The sequence below is a fragment of the Chitinophagales bacterium genome (genome assembly GCA_020635995.1).
In the GTDB taxonomy this organism is placed as follows: domain Bacteria; phylum Bacteroidota; class Bacteroidia; order Chitinophagales; family UBA8649; genus JAFMKE01.
On the sequence record JACJYS010000001.1, the window covers coordinates 339,640 to 362,569 of the forward strand.

A 22,930-nucleotide genomic window follows, 5' to 3' on the forward strand; every position below is an offset into this window, starting at 1 on the left:
TTTTAATTTTACGAATTGGGATGGATTTATGAAAAAGATTTTTTTAATATTACTTTTAGTCTTCTTTGGATTTTTTATAAATAATATAAAAGCATCGCATCTTTTGGGTGCAGATTTAACTTACGTATGTTCGTCAAATAACACCTACACTATAAGATTAACTTTATACCGTGATTGCAATGGTATATCCCCTGCTACAACACAAACCGTAAATTATGAATCAACTATTTGTGGCATTAGTACTTCTATCACTTTAAATCCCGTAGGTACAGAAACAGATATAACACCCTTATGTCCAAGTCAGGTTTCTGCCTGCGATAATTCAACAGGGACTTATGGTATAGAAGAGTATGTTTATGAAGGCACTTTTACACTTCCTACAGGTTGTGAAGCCAATGATTGGGTTATTTCTTGGGATCAATGTTGTAGAAACGATGCCATAAATACAATAACTAATCCTGGTTCTGAAGGCACAGCTATATCTGCTCATCTTGACAACTCAATCCCATGCAATTCATCTCCTACTTTTAATAATCCTCCCAGTTCTATGGTTTGTATCAATCAACCAGTAATATATAATCATGGTGTTTCAGATATAGATGGAGACTCTTTATACTTTACTATTGGAGATTGTTATGATACGCCAGGAGCTACGGTTAATTATTCAGGTTCTTATTCTGGAACTAACCCTTTCCCAACAGCATCTGGTATAACTGTTGACCCTAATACTGGTGCTATATCATTTACTCCTACACAACAAATTGTGGGAGTTATATGTATTAAAATACAAGAATATAGAGGCGGTGCTTTAATTGGAGAAATAAACAGAGATATGCAGTTTACGGTAATTAACTGCTCAAATCAACCTCCTGTTTCTTCTGGTGTTGATGGCACTTATACTAATGATACTTCTAATTACGAAATTATTGCATGCACTAATAGTACCGTTTGCTTTAACATAAATGCTCAAGATCCCGATGGCGATAATGTTACTTTATCTTGGAATAATGAAATACCTACAGCGACTTTCACGCCCTCTAATAATGGTACGCCAAATGCGTCAGCTATGTTTTGCTGGACTCCTTCAGTTAGTGATGTTGGATTAAACTTTTTTACGGTAAATGTAACAGATGATGGGTGTCCTGTTGTAGGGTCGGGCACTTATACTTATGCAATAAACGTAATAGGTGGACAAGGGAATATTGAGGCAAGTCCGGATGATTCAATCTGCGTAGGGTTAAGTTCCACATTAAGTGTTACAACCAATCCTACGGCATTATCTTTAAGCTGGTCGCCCTCTAACACGCTAAGCAACGATTCTTTAGATACTGTTATAGCAACGCCTACCACTAATACAACTTATGTTGTTACTGGTTCTTTTCCTAGTGGATGCATTGCATCAGATACCGTAAGAGTATTAGTAGAAAATTATCAAACTATATTTGCAGATATAGATACTAATGTAGTTTGCTATGATGATTCTGTTACGTTAATATCTTCTGGTGGCACTAATTGGGAATGGATAAATGGAGCTCAAGAAGGTGTACCCTTTTTACCTCCTGCTGGCACATCAACTTATTATGTATATGACACTTTAGCAAATGGATGTCTAAGTTCTGACTCCGTATCAGTTACTGTTTATGGCAGACCCAATATAAATGCTTATTCTTCTGGAAATAATATATGCTTAGGACAACAAATTAGAATTGGAGCTTTAGGTGGAGTAAGCTATGATATAAATGGAGGAGCTGTACCCTTTAATACTTTATTTACCCCACCTTATGGCAGCACGGATTATATAGTGGCAGGATATAATGCTTTTGGGTGTGCTTCTTATGATACTATTACCATAATAGTTGAAGCTCCTTATAGCGTAGTAGCTAACTCAGACACCAATAATATTTGTATAGGAGAATATGTAACCCTATTTGCAACAGGCAGTGCTAATTATTCTTGGGACAACGGAGTACAAGATGGCGTTCCTTTTATACCTCCTTTAGGCTCAACAGATTACGTAGTATCTGCAGACTCTGCTGGGTGTGCATCTTATGATACTATTACCATTAATGTAAGTCAGCCTGTTAATGTAACAGCTCACGCCTCAGACTATGCTATTTGCGAAGGCGATTCAATTTATTTATATGGTACAGGAGCAAGCACTTATACTTGGGATAATGGAGTGCCGGATAGCACTTATTTTGTGCCATCTATTAATGATACAACATTTATAATGCAAGGCGAATTAGGTGCAGGGTGTCCCTCTTTTGATACCGTTTCTATTTCAATAATAGAAGCACCAAATGTTATAGCCCATGCGTATCCAAATGATACTGTTTGCGAAGGCGATTCAATTATGCTTTATGGTACAGGTGCATCTAATCCCTATACTTGGAGTTCGGGTGTTATAGATAGTACATATTTCTTATTAGCAAATGGAAGTTCTGTTTACACAGTTGAAGCTCAAAACTCAACGGGGTGTGTTGGTAGAGATACTATAACCGTAGCCACAAGAAGCCTCCCCAATGTAGTAGCTAATGCCTCTGATACATCTGTTTGTGCAGGAGATAATGTAACGCTTACAGGAGCAGGAGCTCAAAATTACACTTGGGATAATGGCAATGTTACAAACGGAATTCCTTTTACTCCTCCAGCAGGCACATCGTCTCACTTTGTAGAAGGAGAAGATATATACGGGTGTATAAATTACGATACTATATTCATTACTGCAAATACAAGCACGCCAATAGTTGCCCACGCGTCAGATACAAGCATTTGTATAGGCGAGAGTATTTATCTGTATGCCACAGGTTTTGCTAATTCTTATAATTGGAGTCATGGTTTGCCAGATAGTGCCGTTTTTCAACCCAACTTAAATGATACTGTTTTTGTAGTAGAAGGAATTTTCTCTACAGGATGTCCTTCTTTTGATACCATAAAAATAAAAGTAAATAATTTACCTGCGGTAGTTGCTTTAGCTTACCCCAATGACTCCTTGTGTAATGGTGATTCTATTATGCTATATGGCTCAGGTGCTATAAATTACAATTGGTCTGGAGGAGTTATAGATAGCACCTACTTTTATCCTTCTTTAGGTTCAAATCAATATTTTGTAGAAGGAACAGACAATAATGGGTGTATTTCTTTTGACACAGTAAACATAGAAACAGGGACAGAAACCTTAATTTCTGCCAATGCTTCCGATACACTTCTTTGCGAGGGGGAATCGGTAACATTATATGGAAGTGGAGCATTAGGTGGATATATTTGGAATAACGGAGTTCAAAATAATCAAGCATTTGTGCCTTCTGTGGGGAACAATGAATACATTGTGTCTTATACTAATGTTTTTGGCTGTATTGATAATGATACCATTAATATAACAGTTAATGCTTTACCTTTAGTGGTGGCTAATACTACTGGAAATAATCTATGTGCTCCGGCAACTATTACTCTTACAGGAAGTGGAGCAGACACTTATACTTGGGTAAATTCAGGTATTTCAGATGGTGTACCGTTTGCTCCTCCTATTGGAACAACTAACTATATTGTAATAGGTGAAGATGCTACAACTACCTGTACAAACAGCGATACTATTGCCATAACAATTTATCCACTACCAACAATTATTCCTTTAGCAAGTCCTAATGACACCTTATGTGAAGGAGAGTCGCTAACACTTACTGCTAATGGGGCTACGCCTCCATATAATTGGAATAATGGCGTTACAAATGGAATTCCTTTTGTACCACCTGTAGGAGCTACAGCATACACCGTTACTGCAAGTGATGCTAATAGCTGTACTAATGATACTTCAATAACTATTCATGTTTTTGCAAAACCTACTGTAAGTATAACTCCTACTCCAAATGACAGTATTTGTGAAGGAGGGCAACTAACCCTTACAGCTAATGGAGCAATTAATTATACTTGGTCTTTTGGAGCAAATGGAGCGACTACTACTTACGAGATGCCAAACGGAGTTAATTCTGTTGAAGTAATTGGTGTAGTTGCTAACAATTGTGCCGATACTGCAAACATAAATCTATATGGCTATCCAACTTTTTCATTTAATCAACAAGTAAGTATTTGTGAAGATGAAACTTATACTTTACCTAATGGAACTGTTGTAAATACAGCTGACACTTATCCTGTTACATTTCAAACACAACATGGTTGCGACTCAATATACTACATAACAGTTAGTGTAAATTTAATCGGGGAATATACACCTATGGAAGATGACATAGTTTGTGATGGGAATAATTACACATTAAGTTTAAATGCTCAAAACATAGATAATATTTCATGGTTTGTTATTGATGATTTAGTTACTAATTCTTTGGTAGGAAATTCTAATTATACAAATGCTAATCAAGATGGGTTAAGTTTTACATTAGACACATCTTTAAGCAATAATTTATACTTTGCAGAAATGACAGATGAGTGTGGTAGAATGTATTATGACACTATGAAACTTGAAGTATTTATGCCTCACCCTGTAGAAAATGGTTATCCAGATACCATATTTTGTGAACACGAAATCTATCCAATATCTATAGACTATAATGGATATAATTATTCTTGGAACAATGGAGAGAACGGACAGACAATATACCCGACAGAATCTATGGATTATATAGTAACATTTTTTGAAAATTATACCGATTGCGAGTTAAGCGATACTATAAATGTATTCTTAGAAGATTGTATAGCTAAATGTGTTGTATTAACCCCTACGGGTTTCAGCCCAAACAACGATAATGTTAATGATGAGTTTAAAATAGTAACTAGTTGTGATGAAGGTATTGCTACATTTAACATGCAAATATATAATAGGTGGGGCGAATTAGTTTTTGCTACAGACAACTGGAGAAAAGGTTGGAATGGAAAATACAAAAACAAAGATGCAGAAATAGGGGTTTACTCCTATTTTATAGAGTATTCCAAGAATATTTCAAATGAAGAAGGGTCATTAAACGGAAATTTTACCCTTATAAGATAATTTTTTAATTTTTTTTCATTACATTTATTGGTTACATTCCAATATATATGAAAAAACTGTACTTTTTTATTCTTTTTTTATGCTTTACTTATATAAGAGCATATAGTCAAGGCACTACAGGATGTCCTGACATTACAGCAAGTCCAGACCAAACTTTGCCTTGTAGTCAAACTTGTACAAACTTAAGTGCTGATGTTTTTGAAGTGGGAGAAACCAATACCTATGTTGTTAATTCTATCCCTTACGCTCCTCCTATTGCTTATAATGCACCTGGAGGTACTGGCATATCTGTAAATACAGACGATGTATGGAGTGGCGTGATAAATTTACCTTTCCCTTTTTGCTTTTTTGGTCAAACCTACAACTCAGCGGTTATTGGTTCAAATGGAGCGATAAGTTTTAATACTGGCTTAGCTAATGGATTTCATCCTTGGTCATACAGTGCTAGTGTGCCTTCTACAGCATTAAATAGTGCAGGAAATATTTTTGGACCTTACCACGATATAGATCCTTCTGTTTCTGGTTCTGTAAGATGGTATTTAACGGGGCAAGCACCGTGTAGAAAATTAATAGTTGTATATCAAAATTTGGGTTACTATAGCTGTACAAGCCTCCGAACTAACCACATGATGGTACTTTATGAAACTACTAACATAATTGAAGTTTACGTAGATGTAAAACCAACCTGTAATAGTTGGAATAATGGAAATACTGTTATAGGCATACAAAACCCAGCTGGAAATGTTGGCTATACCCCTCCGGGTAGAAATACAGGATCTTGGACACTTACAACTCCGGAGGCATGGCAGTTTGTGCCAGACGGACCACCTATATATACTCCAGTAGAATGGTATGAAGGAAGCACCCCCGTAGGTACTGGTGCAACTATAAATGTTTGTCCACCTAATGGAGGAGCTACATATACCGCAAGAACAACTTATACAAGATGCGATGGCTTACAAATAAATGTAGAAGACAGTGTACATATAGATTATGAAAAGGTAGAAGTTGATGTTACCCCTAAAAATGTTTTTACTTGTGCAGGCTCTACAGTAACCTTAAATGCTCTTTCTGCTAATGCTAATTCTTTTACATGGAATCCGGGAGGATTAACAGGGCAAACCGTAAATGTTACTCCTTCTGCTCCTACAACATATAGTGTTATAGGAACTAATACCTCTAATGGCTGTAGCGATACAGCTACGGCTACAATTACTTTTGCTGAGCCTGTAAATTCAGGATGTAATGTACTTTATGTTTCTCCTACAGGATCTTCGGGAAACGATGGCACAAAAGCAAGTCCATTAGATTTAGAAACGGCACTTGAAAAGGGTGCTTGTAATGGTACAATTGTTAAAATGGCGCTAGGAGATTATACAACAGATAGTACTATTAATAAGGTTACAAGCTATATTACACTTGAAGGAGGGTTTGACCCGACAATAAACTGGGATAAAATTAGCACAGCAGGAGCTACAAGAATTTTAAGAACCGCCACAAGGTCAACATCTACTACTACTACATCTTTAATACAAGGTAGTGGTATCCCAAATGAATTTAGTGCAAATCCGGAAGTAGTAGCCATAGAAGTAAATAACCAAACAGGATTTAGATTTCAAGATTTAACCATAAGAAGTGAACTTACTAATCCAAATATAGAATTCCAAGGCGAACCAGGCGTAGATGTAATAGGCGTAAGGTTAAACAGTTGCGATCAATATAATTTAGTAAGAACACAAATAAACACGAGCCAAGCGGGCAAAGGAGGTAATCAAGCGTGGTCAATCCCGGCAGAAGATGGAGGAGATGCAAGAGGATTAGTAGCAAACACAAATGGTGCCGGCACTAATTTAATACAAAGTAATATAACAGCAGGAGCGGCAGGAGCAGGAGGAAATTCAAACGCAAACGGAAGTCCAACTCCATTAGCAGGTAGCCCGGGCACTACCCAAGCTATACAATTAACGGGGACAGCATTTGTAACAAATCAAAGTTCATTTAATTTAGCAGGGCAACCAAGAATACAAATGGATGACGTAGCCTGTACTGCTACAAATATGGATTATAATAGTGCATCCAGCAATTCTTGGAATTTGGGTATTGGAAGTTCTCCAACTACGGGTAGTGACACTACTATAACCACTCAGTATAGTATATTAGGGCGGAAAAACATAGCTTATGGAAGTAATAATTATATTGGTTTTGCTAATATAATATTGGATAGTCAAGTACTTCCCGATTTTGATATTGATGCCCCAATTGTATTAGGAGAACATAGGATATGTGTAGGAGATAATGTTGCTGCATATGCAAATAACGGGGGAGTGGGATACATTTATCATTGGACTATAACTAATACAAATACTGGTTTTGTATCTACAGAAATTACCAATATAGACCAAATTGGTCCTCTTCAAGTAGATACTACAGGACATTATATTATAGAATTAAGATATGAAACAAGTTGCTGTGGTATATCTGCTCCAACTACTAAAGATTTATATGTAGAAGAAGTCCCTATTCCTGTTATGCCTGCCGATGAAAACATCTGCTTAGGACAAACAAATGCCGTAACTTTAAATGTAGGTGGTATTACTACAAACGGAAGTATCTCTTGGTCGCCAACTAATGGTTTATCGCCTACCAATGCAAGTCCTGCTTATGCTTTACCTAATACAACAACTACCTATTTTGCTACTTTAACAGATTCTACAGGAATGTGTGATGCTATAGATAGCATTACGATTACGGTTATAGATTTAATACTGACTCCAAGTTCTACTCAAGCACTTTGTGGCCCTGATGGGTCTGCAAGTGTTTCTGTAACGGGAGGTAGTGGCAATTACTCATACTTATGGAGTGATGGACAAATGAATCAAACAGCAACTAATTTACAATCTGGAACATACAGTGTAGTTGTAACAGATATTACCGAAGGATGTAAAGACTCAATTGATGTTGTTGTTCCAACAGCACCAGCATCCTTAGTAGCAACTTCTGCTAAAACAGACGCACTATGTACGGGAAGTAATAATGGCGAAATAATAGTAGAGCTTACTGGTGGTTCAAGCCCTTACACATACGATTGGAGTCATTTAGGTACTAACACAACAAAACCTGATACTTTTGATATTCAACAAAACTTAGCCCCAGGAATTTATACATTAACAATTACTGATAATAATAACTGTACTTATACTACTACAGATACTATTAATGAACCGTCTTCTATTGTTTTTTCTATAGATTCAGTTCTCAATCCATCTTGTTATGGTTCAAATGACGGCTTTATTGGCATAAGACCAGACGGAGGAACAAGACCATATACCTTTACTTGGAGTAATGGAATGCCTGTAAATTACTTCAACGCAAAAATAGAAGAAAATAATCTACCTGTAGGAGATTATACACTTACCTTAACAGATGATAATGGCTGTGTTGATTCCATAACTATATCTTTAAGCTCTGTTTATTTAACAGATAGCATATACGACACGCTTTGTATTGGCGAAAGTTATACAACCATTCAAAATGGAAGTTTTGTTGTTTCATCAGATACTGTTTTATTAGATACTCTTTTAAGTCCTGCTGGATGTGATAGTATCTTAACCTCTTTTGTGTATATACACCCCCTTCCTACCGTAGTAGCCAATACAAGTGATATAGCAATATGTCCGGATGATTCATTGTATTTATACGGAACGGGAGCAGCAACTTATGTTTGGAGTACAGGTTTACCGGACAGTGCTTATTTCACACCACCAATAGGCAATACCGATTATTATGTAACGGGAACAGATGTAAATGGTTGTGAAAATAGAGATACCATTACGGTAACCGTAAATCCATTCCCGACAGTAGTAGCCAATGCTTCTCCAAATGATACATTGTGTGAAGGAGAACAACTAACCCTAACAGGAAGTGGAGCACAAGCACCATACACATGGTTGCCGGCAACAGTATCCGATGGCGTAGCGTTTGTACCTATGGTAGGCAATTCGCAATATATAGTAACCGCTTCAGATGCTAACGGCTGTACAGATACAGACACCATAAATATCCTTGTAAATCCATTGCCACCTGTAATAGCCAATGCTTCAGATGTAGCTATTTGCGAAGGAGATTCAATATACTTATATGGAACAGGAGCAAGCACCTACACATGGAATGATGGAACACAAAGCTATCAAGACAGTGTTTATTTTGTTCCTCCTGTTGGTTCAAACGATTATTATGTAACAGGAACAGATGTAAATGGTTGCAACAATAGAGATACAGTTACCGTAACAGTAACACCTGCACCTACGGTAGTAGCCAATACAAGCGATATAGCAATATGTCCGGATGATTCATTGTATTTATACGGAACAGGAGCAAACACTTATGTTTGGAGTACAGGTTTACCGGACAGTACTTATTTCACACCACCAATAGGCAATACCGATTATTATGTAACAGGAACAGATGTAAATGGCTGTGTTAACAGAGATACCATTACGGTAACCGTAAATCCATTCCCAACAGTAGTAGCTAATGCTTCTCCAAATGATACACTATGTGAAGGAGAACAACTAACCCTAACAGGAAGTGGAGCACAAGCACCATACACATGGTTGCCGGCAACAGTATCCGATGGCGTAGCTTTTGTACCTATGGTAGGCAATTCGCAATATATAGTAACCGCTTCAGATGCTAACGGCTGTACAGATACAGATACCATAAATATTATAGTAAATCCATTACCTACAGTAGTAGCTAATGCTTCAGATATAGCTATTTGCGAAGGAGATTCAATATACTTATATGGAACAGGAGCAAGCACCTATACATGGAGTGACGGAATACAAAACTATCAAGACAGTGCTTATTTTGTTCCACCGGCAGGCTCAAACGATTATTATGTAACAGGAACAGATGTAAATGGTTGCGAAAATAGAGATACGGTAACCGTAACCGTAACCCCTGCACCTACGGTAGTAGCCAATACAACAGGAAATAACTTATGTACACCAGCCACCATAAGCCTAACAGGAAGTGGAACAGCAGGCGTAACATATACTTGGAATCCGGCTACCGTTACAGATGGCACTCCTTTTACCCCACCGGTAGATACCACAGATTATATAGTAACAGGAACAGAAACCGCAACAGGGTGCTCGGCAAGAGATACCATTACAATCATCATATATCCACTGCCAACAATTATAGCCACTGCTTCTCCAAATGATACACTATGCGAGGGAGAACAACTAACCCTAACAGGAAGTGGAGCACAAGCACCATATACATGGACAGGAGGAAGTGGAGGCATAACAGACGGAACACCATTTACCCCAGCAGTAGGAACAACCGTATATACAGTAACCGCCACAGATGCAAACGGCTGTACCAATGATACAACTATTACCATAGTAGTACATCCAAATCCTACGGTAGGCGTAAATGTATCGCCAAACGACAGTTTATGTGGAGGCGAGCAAGTAACCTTAAATGGAACAGGAGCACAAACATATACTTGGACACCAAATACCGTAACAGACGGAGAAGCTTTTGAAGTAAATCAAGGAAGTACCGTTTATAATGTAACAGGCACAGATGCCAATGGATGTGAAGGCACAGCCACACAAACCATATATGGATATATGAACTATGAATTTTTCAATACCGTAAGTATTTGCGAAGATGAAAGCTATACCTTAGAAAATGGAACAGTAGTAAGCCAAGCAGGAACATATAGCGTAAACTTCCCAACTACAGCCAATGGTTGTGATTCCATATACAATACTACGGTAAACGTAAATCGTTTATTACAATACACACCATTAGAAGATATAAGAGTATGTAGTGGATTGGGCGTAACACTTGGAGTGGGAGCACAAAACACAACAGCAATACAATGGTATGTATCAACAAATGGAGTAGAGCAAAGTTTAGCAGGAAATGCCAACTATGTAAACACCACAAGTGATAGTTTAGGATTTAATTTAGATGTATCGCTACATGAAAATATATACATTATAGAAATGACAGATGAATGTGGAAGAGTAACAAGAGATTCCATGTTGCTGGAAGTATTTGAACCACATGCAGTAGAAGATGGAGTAGCAGACACCACATTTTGTATGCACGAAATAGATATAATAACCGTAAACTACAATGGGCACAGTTATGAGTGGAATAATGGAACATTGGGAGCATCAGTAATGCCGACAGAAGCAGGAGATTACATAGTAAACTTTGTAGAGAACTACACAGGGTGTTTATTAAGTGATACGATAAATATAGGCTTAGAAGACTGCATAGCGAATTGTGTAGTATTAGCACCAACGGGTTTCAGTCCTGATGCTAGCGGAGCGAATGATGTGTTTAGAGTAGTAACCAGCTGTGAAGAAGGCTTTGATTATTTTGAGATGACAGTGTATAACAGGTGGGGCGAATTAGTATATTACACCGATGATTGGAGAGAAGGTTGGGACGGCACATACAAAGGTAGAGATGCAGAGATAGGCGTTTACACTTATTATGTAGAATATACCAAAAGTATATCTCAAGAAAAAGGAAGTATTAAAGGAAATGTTACTTTAATAAGATAAATTATAACTAAGTCTTTTTTTAAGAGTTTTTTTCCTATATTTAGTTTTGGTAAAACACAAACACATGAAAAAACTCTACTTTGCAGGCATATTTTTATTGTTTTTTAATACTTTTTTATATAGTCAAGGTACTGGCTGTCCGGAAATTACAGCAAGTCCAGACTTAGTTTTACCATGTACACAAACGTGTACCGATATAAGTGCTCAAGTTTTTGAGGTAGGAGAAACAAACACATATACGGTGGGTTCAATCCCATACACTCCACCTATTGCTTATAATGCCCCAGGCGGTACTGGTGTTTCTGTAAATACAGATGATGTATGGAGTAATGTAATTAATTTACCTTTCCCTTTTTGTTTCTTTGGGCAAACATACACTTCTGCCATTATAGGCTCTAATGGAGCTATTGGTTTTAATACTGCAAGTGCAGGCGGTTATCATCCTTGGCCTTTTTCAGCCTCAGTACCTTCTACGGCTTTAACAAGTGCAGGAAATATCTTTGGTCCTTATCACGATATTGATCCTTCTGTTTCTGGTTCAGTAAGATGGTACTTAACAGGGCAAGCTCCGTGTAGAACTTTCATTGTGGTATATCAAAACTTAGGTTATTATAGTTGTACAAGTCTTCGTACCAACCACATGATGGTACTTTATGAAACTACTAATATAATAGAAGTATATGTGGATACTAAACCCACTTGTAATAGTTGGAATAGTGGTAATACCGTGATAGGCATTCAAAATGCTGCTGGAACAGCTGGGTACACACCACCGGGAAGAAACACAGGGCCATGGACATTGACAACTCCCGAAGCATGGCAGTTTGTACCAGACGGTGCTCCTATTTATAGTCCTATACAATGGTTTCAAGGAGCAACACCAATAGGCACAGGAGCAACATTAAATGTATGTCCTCCAGCAGGTGGTGCAACATATACTGCTAGAACAACCTATACAAGATGCGATGGTTTGCAAATAAATGTAGAAGATGATGTACATATAGAATATGACGCGGTAGATGTAATAGCCAGCCCTCAAAATATTAATACTTGTGCAGGAGGATCCGCAATGCTTTCTGCAACAGCTTCAAGTACCGGATTAAATTTTCAATGGTTCAATCATTCTGGAGGATCTTTAGGGTCTGGAACAGTTTCAGGAGCAAATTCTTCAATAGTTATTACAGCACCTGGTACTCCAGGCACATACAATTATGTAGTTCAAGTAACCAGCCCATCTACAGGATGTACCGATAGAGATACAGTAACGGTTTCAATAGCTCCACCTACCACTCAAGTTTGTAATGTAATTTATGTATCTACTACAGGAAGTGCAGCCGCGGCAGGTACTCAAGCAAATCCCACATCTTTAGCAGAAGCATTAGTGCGTGGTGCTTGTAACGGAGCTGTAGTAAAAATGGCAACAGGAACATATAATATAAATAATGCACTAACTATTCCAAGTTATATAACTTTAGAAGGCGGATTTCAGCAAGGCAGTGCTTGGGATAAAACAAGTTTGGCTGGTGCTACAACTATTAACAGAACTACCGCCAACCCGGAAGGTGCCGCAAATGCACGAAGATTAGTAGCATTTTATGCCAATAGTGCAGATGGATTTAGACTACAAGATTTAACGATAACTACTGCTAATGCCAATCAATCAGGCATGTCCACTTATGGTATTCACCTAACAAACTGTAGCAATTATGAAATTGTAAGGACACAGGTTTTATCGGGGAATGGAGGGAATGGAAATCCTGGAGTTAATGGTAGTGCAGGTAGTGCAGGAAATACTGGTGGATATGGTGGTGCGGGTAGAGATAGATGTAATGGGGGTTGTGATTCTGGTGGAGGCGGAGGCGGAGGTGGAGGTGGGGGAGTCGCTGGAGCTGGAGGTGGAGGTGCCCCAGGAGGCACTAATGGAGGAGCAGGTGGAAGAGGCGGAAATGGCGCCAATGATTGTAGTACAAATGCACAGGCAGGAACAGGAACTTCTTGTGCTGCAGGGGGTGCTCGTGGTGCTAATTCTTCTAGCACAACTGTAGGTGGTGCGGGATCAAATTGTAATATAGTAGGAGCTGCTGGGGCAAATGGTACTAATGGTACAGCCACTTATGGGGCATTTTTTACTCCTGCTAATGGTACAAATGGAACTGCTGGACAAGGTGGAAGAGGCGGAGGCGGAGGTGGAGGTGGAGGTGAAAACACTGATGGATGTAATGCCAGTGGAAATGGAGGCTCTGGAGGCGGAGGCGGAGGCGGAGGCGGAGGGGCTGGTAGCTTTGGTACAGGAGGCGGTGCATCTTTTTCTATATATACAGTATCTAATGGTGGTGGTGCTCAAATTGTAGATTCAAGATTGTCGGCTGGAACTGCTGGTGCAGCAGGAAATGGAGGAAATGGAGGAAATGGTGGTGCTGGTGGTGCTGGTGGTGCACAACAAAATTCCTGTAGTGGTTGTGGGAGAGTAAATAGAGGTGGAAGAGGCGGAAATGGATCCGCTGGTGGAAACGGTGGAAATGGTGGAAACGGTTCTGCCGGAGTAGCGGTAGGCTTTCGCTTAAATGGAACAACTCCTACAATTATAAATAACTTCTCGTCTTCCTCTTTATCTGCTGGCAATAATAATCCTCCAATTTTCAATCTTCCAGCCCAACCTACCATACAAATGGACGATATTTCTTGTACAGCTACCAACATTGGTTTTTCAGCAGGAAGTAGCAATAATTGGAATTTTGGTGCAGGAAGTAGTCCTACAACAGCTACGGGAGCAAGTATTAATACTCAATATAGCACTTTAGGTAGAAAAAATATTACCTACGCCTCAAATAGTTATGTAGGTTTTGCAAATATTATTTTAGACTCTCAAGTAGGACCTACTTTTACTACATCTGCTCCTTTTGTACAAGGGCAATATAGAGTTTGTGCAGGGTCTTCAGTTATTTTTACCGCCACAAATGGTGGAACAGGCTATATTTACAATTGGAATTTAGGTGGTGGAGCTTCTCCAAACACTTATACCGGAACGAGTTTTTCAAGTGTGTCCGGAACATTTAACACTCCTGGTGTTTATACAATAGAATTGTACTATGTAACCAATTGCTGTGGAGCAAGTATTACTACAACTTTAGACTTATATGTAGAAGAACAGCCAAATGCTGTTATGCCTTCTGATGAAACAATTTGCTTAGGAGACAATACGGGCGTTCCATTAACAGTAACAGGAGGGGTAACTAATGGAAGTATATCGTGGTATCCAAGTACGGGATTAAATAATACTAATCAATATAGTGTGGTAGCATTACCTACAACCACTACAACATATACCGTTACTTTAGCAGATTCTACAGGTATTTGTACAGATGTTGATGATGTAACTATTACAGTTGTAGATTTGGTGCTTACCCCAAGTTCTTCAAATGTTATTTGTAATCAGGACGGAACAGCAAGTGTAAATGTAAGTGGTGGTAGCGGTAGTTATTCTTATTTATGGAGTAATGGACAAACCACATCATCTATTACTAATTTATATGCCGGAACATATCAAGTTTTAGTAACAGACCTTACCTTAGGTTGTCAAGACTCTATAGATGTTACCGTTTCTCCTGCACCTACAGCAATTAATGGTTCTATGTACCAAGAAGATATACTATGCTATGGTGTTGGATTGGGCACAGCGGCAATAAGTATTACTGGAGGAACATCTCCTTATACCTACGATTGGTCTCATTTAGCTCCCACAAGTCCAACAAATAATTTGTCAGATACGGCTTATAATTTAACGGCAGGAACATATACTATTTTGGTTACTGACGATAACGGCTGTACTTTTTATGATTCTGTAATAATAACAGAACCTAATCCAATAAATATTGTAATTGATAGTTTATTGATGCCTACCTGCCATGAAAATAATGATGGATATGTAGAAATAAGAGCTGACGGAGGAACAAGACCGTTCACCTATTCTTGGTCAAATGGAATGGCAGTTACCGTAATTAATGATGAAGTTATTGGAACAAATATGCCTGCCGATAGTCTATATCTATTTGTAGAAGATGATAATGGTTGTATAGATTCTCTTTTAGTGGATCTCCATGTTGATTCTTTATATGGCACGATAGATACAACAGTTTGTTACAATACTAATTTAACTTTACCCGATGGCTCTAATTTAACTTTAGTTAATGATACAAATGTAATTGTTACTATTACAAATGGAAGTGGTTGCGATAGCACTATTACGGTAAATATAACTGTTGATGAATATACCGTAGAGAATATAGATACCACAATCTGCCAAGGACAAAGTTTAACCGTAAACGGTACAACTTATAATGCCAATGGCTTCTATCAAGACACAGCGAGATACGTAATAAGTGGTTGTGATTCTATACAGTATAATATCAATCTACATATAGATAGTTTCACTGTAGAAAATATAGACACAACAATTTGTCAAGGACAAAGTTTAACGGTAAACGGTACGACATATACCGCCAACGGCTTCTATCAAGACACAGCGAGATACTTAGTAAGCGGTTGCGATTCCATACAGTATAATATCAATTTACATATTGATAGCTTTACCGTAGAGAATATAGATACCACAATCTGCCAAGGACAAAGTTTGACGGTAAACGGCACAACTTATACTGCAAATGGTTTCTATCAAGATACGGCACGTTATGTAGCAAGCGGTTGTGATTCTATACAATACAATATCAACCTACACATTGATAGTTTTACAGTAGAAAATATAGACACAACAATATGCCAAGGACAAAGTTTAACCGTAAATGGCACAACTTATACTGCCAATGGATTCTATCAAGACACAGCGAGATATGTAGCAAGCGGTTGCGATTCCATACAGTACAATATAAATCTACATATAGATAGTTTTACCGTAGAAAATATAGACACCACAATCTGTCAAGGACAAAGTTTAACCGTAAATGGCACAACTTATACTGCCAATGGTTTCTATCAAGATACAGCGAGATACGTAGTAAGCGGTTGTGATTCTATACAATACAATATCAATCTACACATTGACAGCTTTATTGTAGAGAATATAGATACAACCATTTGTCAAGGACAAACTTTAACAGTAAACGGGACAAGCTATACAGCAAACGGTTTCTATCAAGACACCGCAAGATACGTAGTAAGTGGTTGTGATTCTATACAGTACAATATCAACTTACACATTGACAGTTTCACAATAGAAAATATAGATACAACAATATGCCAAGGGCAAAGTTTAACAGTAAACGGCACAACATATACCGCCAACGGTTTCTATCAAGACACAGCACGATACACTGTTTCTAACTGTGATTCTATACAGTATAATATCAATTTACATATTGATAGCTTTATAGTAGAGAATATAGACACCACAATCTGCCAAGGACAAAGTTTAACGGTAAATGGCACAACATATACCGCAAATGGTTTCTATCAAGATACAGCGAGATACGTAATAAGCGGTTGTGATTCTATACAGTACAATATCAATTTACATATTGACAGTTTTACAGTAGAAAATATAGATACTACCATTTGTCAAGGACAAACATTAACCGTAAATGGTGTAACTTATACTGCTAATGGCTTCTATCAAGACACGGCACGTTATGTAGTAAGTGGCTGTGATTCTATACAGTATAATATCAACTTACATATTGATAGCTTTATAGTAGAGAATATAGACACCACCATTTGTCAAGGACAAACATTAACCGTAAATGGTGTAACTTATACTGCTAATGGTTTCTATCAAGATACAGCGAGATACGTAGTAAGCGGTTGTGATTCTATACAATACAATATCAATCTACACATTGACAGCTTTATTGTAGAGAATATAGATACAACCATTTGTCAAGGACAAACTTTAACAGTAAACGGGACAAGCTATACAGCAAACGGTTTCTATCAAGACACAACGAGATACGTAGTAAGCGGTTGTGATTCTATACAATACAATATCAACTTGCATATTGACAGTTTTACTGTTGAGAATATTGATACTACTATTTGTCAAGGACAAAGTATAACCGTAAACGGTGTAACTTATACTGCCAATGGCTTCTATCAAGACACGGCACGATACACTGTTTCTAACTGTGATTCAATACAGTATAATATCAATCTACATATAGACAGCTTTATAGTAGAAAATATAGATACAACAATTTGCCAAGGACAAAGTTTGACGGTAAACGGCACAACATATACAACAAATGGCTTCTATCAAGATACAGCGAGATACGTAGTAAGTGACTGTGATTCTATTCAGTATAATATCAACTTGCACATTGACAGTTTCACAGTAGAAAATATAGACACAACTATATGTCAGGGACAAAGCTTAACCGTAAATGGTGTAACTTATAATGCCAACGGTTTCTATCAAGATACAGCGAGATACATAGTAAGCGGTTGTGATTCTATACAGTATAATATTAATCTACATATTGATAGTTTTACAGTAGAAAATATAGATACTACAATTTGTCAAGGACAAAGCTTAACCGTAAACGGTACAACTTATACCGCCAACGGCTTCTATCAAGACACAGCGAGATACGTAGTAAGCGGTTGTGATTCTATACAGTATAATATCAATTTACATATTGATAGCTTTATAGTAGAGAATATAGACACAACAATATGTCAGGGACAAAGTTTAACGGTAAATGGCACAACATATACTGCTAATGGTTTCTATCAAGATACAGCGAGATACGTAATAAGTGGTTGCGATTCTATACAATACAATATAAATCTACATATAGATAGCTTTATCGTAGAAAATATAGATACCACCATTTGTCAAGGGCAAACTTTAACAGTAAACGGCACAACATATACCGCCAACGGTTTCTATCAAGACACAGCACGATACACTGTTTCTAACTGTGATTCTATACAGTATAATATCAATTTACATATTGATAGCTTTATAGTAGAGAATATAGACACCACAATCTGCCAAGGACAAAGTTTAACGGTAAATGGCACAACATATACCGCAAATGGTTTCTATCAAGATACAGCGAGATACGTAATAAGCGGTTGTGATTCTATACAGTACAATATCAATTTACATATTGACAGTTTTACAGTAGAAAATATAGATACTACCATTTGTCAAGGACAAACATTAACCGTAAATGGTGTAACTTATACTGCTAATGGCTTCTATCAAGACACGGCACGTTATGTAGTAAGTGGCTGTGATTCTATACAGTATAATATCAACTTACATATTGATAGCTTTATAGTAGAGAATATAGACACCACCATTTGTCAAGGACAAACATTAACCGTAAATGGTGTAACTTATACTGCTAATGGTTTCTATCAAGATACAGCGAGATACGTAGTAAGCGGTTGTGATTCTATACAATACAATATCAATCTACACATTGACAGCTTTATTGTAGAGAATATAGATACAACCATTTGTCAAGGACAAACTTTAACAGTAAACGGGACAAGCTATACAGCAAACGGTTTCTATCAAGACACAACGAGATACGTAGTAAGCGGTTGTGATTCTATACAATACAATATCAACTTGCATATTGACAGTTTTACTGTTGAGAATATTGATACTACTATTTGTCAAGGACAAAGTATAACCGTAAACGGTGTAACTTATACTGCCAATGGCTTCTATCAAGACACGGCACGATACACTGTTTCTAACTGTGATTCAATACAGTATAATATCAATCTACATATAGACAGCTTTATAGTAGAAAATATAGATACAACAATTTGCCAAGGACAAAGTTTGACGGTAAACGGCACAACATATACAACAAATGGCTTCTATCAAGATACAGCGAGATACGTAGTAAGTGACTGTGATTCTATTCAGTATAATATCAACTTGCACATTGACAGTTTCACAGTAGAAAATATAGACACAACTATATGTCAGGGACAAAGCTTAACCGTAAATGGTGTAACTTATAATGCCAACGGTTTCTATCAAGATACAGCGAGATACATAGTAAGCGGTTGTGATTCTATACAGTATAATATTAATCTACATATTGATAGTTTTACAGTAGAAAATATAGATACTACAATTTGTCAAGGACAAAGCTTAACCGTAAACGGTACAACTTATACCGCCAACGGCTTCTATCAAGACACAGCGAGATACGTAGTAAGCGGTTGTGATTCTATTCAGTATAATATCAATTTACATATTGATAGCTTTATAGTAGAGAATATAGACACAACAATATGTCAGGGACAAAGTTTAACGGTAAATGGCACAACATATACTGCTAATGGTTTCTATCAAGATACAGCGAGATACGTAATAAGTGGTTGCGATTCTATACAATACAATATAAATCTACATATAGATAGCTTTATCGTAGAAAATATAGATGCCACCATTTGTCAAGGGCAAACTTTAATCGTAAACGGTACTACTTATAACGTTAATGGTTTCTATCAAGATACAGCTAGATATGTAGTAAGTGGCTGTGATTCTATACAATACAATATTAACCTACATATAGATAGCTTCACCGTAGAAAATATAGATACAACAATTTGCCAAGGACAAAGTTTGACGGTAAACGGCACAACATATACAACAAATGGTTTCTATCAAGATACAGCGAGATACGTAATAAGCGGTTGTGATTCTATACAGTACAATATCAATTTACATATTGACAGTTTTACAGTAGAAAATATAGATACTACCATTTGTCAAGGACAAAGTTTAACCGTAAACGGTACAACTTATAATGCCAATGGCTTCTATCAAGACACGGCACGATACGCTGTTTCTAACTGTGATTCCATACAATACAATATTAACTTACATATAGATAGTTTCACTGTAGAAAATATAGACACCACCATTTGCCAAGGACAAAGTTTAACGGTAAACGGCACAACTTATACTACCAATGGTTTCTATCAAGATACAGCGAGATACGTAATAAGCGGTTGCGATTCTATTCAGTATAATATCAATTTACATATTGATAGCTTTACAGTTGAGAATATAGACACAACAATATGTCAAGGACAAAGTTTAACGGTAAACGGTACTACTTATAATGCTAATGGCTTCTATCAAGATACGGCACGCTATGTAGTAAGTGGCTGTGATTCAATACAATACAATATCAATTTACATATTGACAGTTTTACCGTAGAAAATATAGATACTACCATTTGTCAAGGACAAAGCTTAACCGTAAACGGTACAACTTATACCGCCAACGGCTTCTATCAAGACACAGCGAGATACGTAGTAAGCGGTTGTGATTCCATACAGTATAATATTAATCTACACATTGACAGCTTTACCGTAGAAAATATTGATACTACTATTTGTCAAAGTCAAAGTTTAACCGTAAATGGTGTAACTTATAATGCAAATGGTTTCTATCAAGACACAGCGAGATACGTAGTAAGCGGTTGCGATTCTATTCAGTACAATATAAATCTACATATAGATAGTTTTACAGTAGAAAATATAGACACAACTATTTGTCAAGGACAAAGCTTAACGGTAAACGGCACAACTTATACTATTAACGGCTTTTATCAAGACACAGCTCGCTATACCGCTTCGGGTTGCGATTCTGTCCAGTTTAATATTAATCTACATATTGACAGTATAGAACCAATTACATTAAACGATACAATTTGTGAAGGCGATATTTACACCTTAAATGGCATAAATTATACGCAATCCGGCACCTATTACGATACCTTATACCACACGGCAAGTGGGTGTGATAGCATACATTATACGCTTAACTTACAAAGATTAGATTTTGTAACAGACACCATAAGACAAACAATATGTGAAGGAGACAGCTATATATTTAATGGCAACAGTTATACCACTGAAGGCGTGTATTACGATAGTACAGATTATTCATATTATGCTTGTGATAGCGTTCATTATGTAATATTTGTAGATGTGGACAGCGTAGAATTAATAACCATACCGACAAGTATTTGTGAAGGAGACACCTTTAGTTTTAATGGAACTGATTACACCACTCAAAACACTTATTATGATACGCTTCGTTATACCAGTAGTGGTTGCGATAGTGTTTGGTATGAAATTCAATTAACCGTAAATCCTTTACCTAATGTATTAGCTACAGCTACACCTAATGATAGTGTTTGTGAAAATAATCAAGTAACATTAAACGCAAGCGGAGCTACGCAGTACAGTTGGAATAACAGTACTGTACAAACAGGTATTCCTTTCTATCCTGCTGTTGGAACAACCCAATATGTATTAACAGGAATAGATGCAAATAACTGTATGAATACAGATACCATAAATATTGTCGGGTTAGAAACAGCCCAAACAACAGTATCATATACTATTTGTGAAGATGAGTTCCATACTTTGCCAGATGGAACACAAGTAAATACCGCAGGAACTTATACCACTACAATTCCAAGAGTAGGAACTGGTTGCGATAGCACAATAACAACCGAATTGACTGTTAATTATTTAGGAAGATACGATACATTACAAGATGTGTCAGTATGTTCTGGATTCTCTCAAACCTTAAATGTAAATCCGCAGAATATGGTAAGCATAGAATGGTTTGTAAATAATGGAAGTGGAGATGTTAGTTTAGTTGGGAATGCTGATTATGTTGGAGCAAACACAGGAGAGCTAAGTTTTAATTTAGACACTTCTTTACATCAAAACACATATACCGCACAAATGACTGACGAATGTGGAAATACTTATAATACAAGTATGACCTTAGAAGTATTTGCACCACATGCAGTAGAAAATCCATTGCCAGACACAACTTTCTGTATGCATGAAATAGATATAGTAAGTGTTGACTACAATGGCTATGATTATGAATGGAATACCGGGGAAATAGGACGAAGTATTTATCCTGATTATTCCGGAGAGTATATTGTTAATTTCACAGAGAATTACACTAATTGCTTAATGAGCGACACAATAAATATTACTTTGGAAGACTGTATAGGAAACTGTGTTGTATTAGCTCCAACAGGCTTTAGCCCAGATGGAAGTGGCACAAATGATATATTTAGAGTAGTAACTAGTTGCGATGAAGGCTTTGATGCATTCTCATTTAGTGTTTACAATCGTTGGGGAGAGTTAATATACTATACCGATAATTGGAGAGAAGGCTGGGATGGCACATACAAAGGTAGAGATGCAGAAATAGGCGTTTACACTTATTATGTAGAATATACTAAGAGTGTATCTCAAGAAAAAGGAAGTATTAAAGGAAATGTTACTTTAGTTAGATAAAATGATGTGAAACAA

At 37.1% G+C, this 22,930-nt stretch carries 3 protein-coding genes; all 3 read left to right on the top strand.

Annotated elements, in window-relative coordinates:
• Positions 1-28: 28 nt before the first annotated feature.
• The 3 genes from H6578_01500 (at position 29) to H6578_01510 (ending at position 22,915) form a co-directional block, all read left to right on the top strand.
• Positions 29-5,002, top strand: coding sequence for a gliding motility-associated C-terminal domain-containing protein (locus H6578_01500; protein MCB9225831.1), 4,974 nt, complete (start codon positions 29-31; stop codon positions 5,000-5,002).
• A 47-nt stretch (positions 5,003-5,049) separates the two neighbouring features.
• Positions 5,050-11,595, top strand: coding sequence for a gliding motility-associated C-terminal domain-containing protein (locus tag H6578_01505; protein ID MCB9225832.1), 6,546 nt, complete (start codon positions 5,050-5,052; stop codon positions 11,593-11,595).
• Between the two features lie 64 nt (positions 11,596-11,659).
• Positions 11,660-22,915 (top strand): gliding motility-associated C-terminal domain-containing protein, encoded by an 11,256-nt coding sequence (locus H6578_01510; GenBank protein MCB9225833.1) that lies wholly within the window; start codon positions 11,660-11,662, stop codon positions 22,913-22,915.
• Positions 22,916-22,930 lie beyond the last annotated feature (15 nt).

Coding starts and splice junctions, on each gene's coding strand:
- H6578_01500 (MCB9225831.1), top strand. CDS start 29: ATGAAAAAGATTTTTTTAATATTACTTTTAGTCTTCTTTGGATTTTTT.
- H6578_01510 (MCB9225833.1), top strand. CDS start 11,660: ATGAAAAAACTCTACTTTGCAGGCATATTTTTATTGTTTTTTAATACT.
- H6578_01505 (MCB9225832.1), top strand. CDS start 5,050: ATGAAAAAACTGTACTTTTTTATTCTTTTTTTATGCTTTACTTATATA.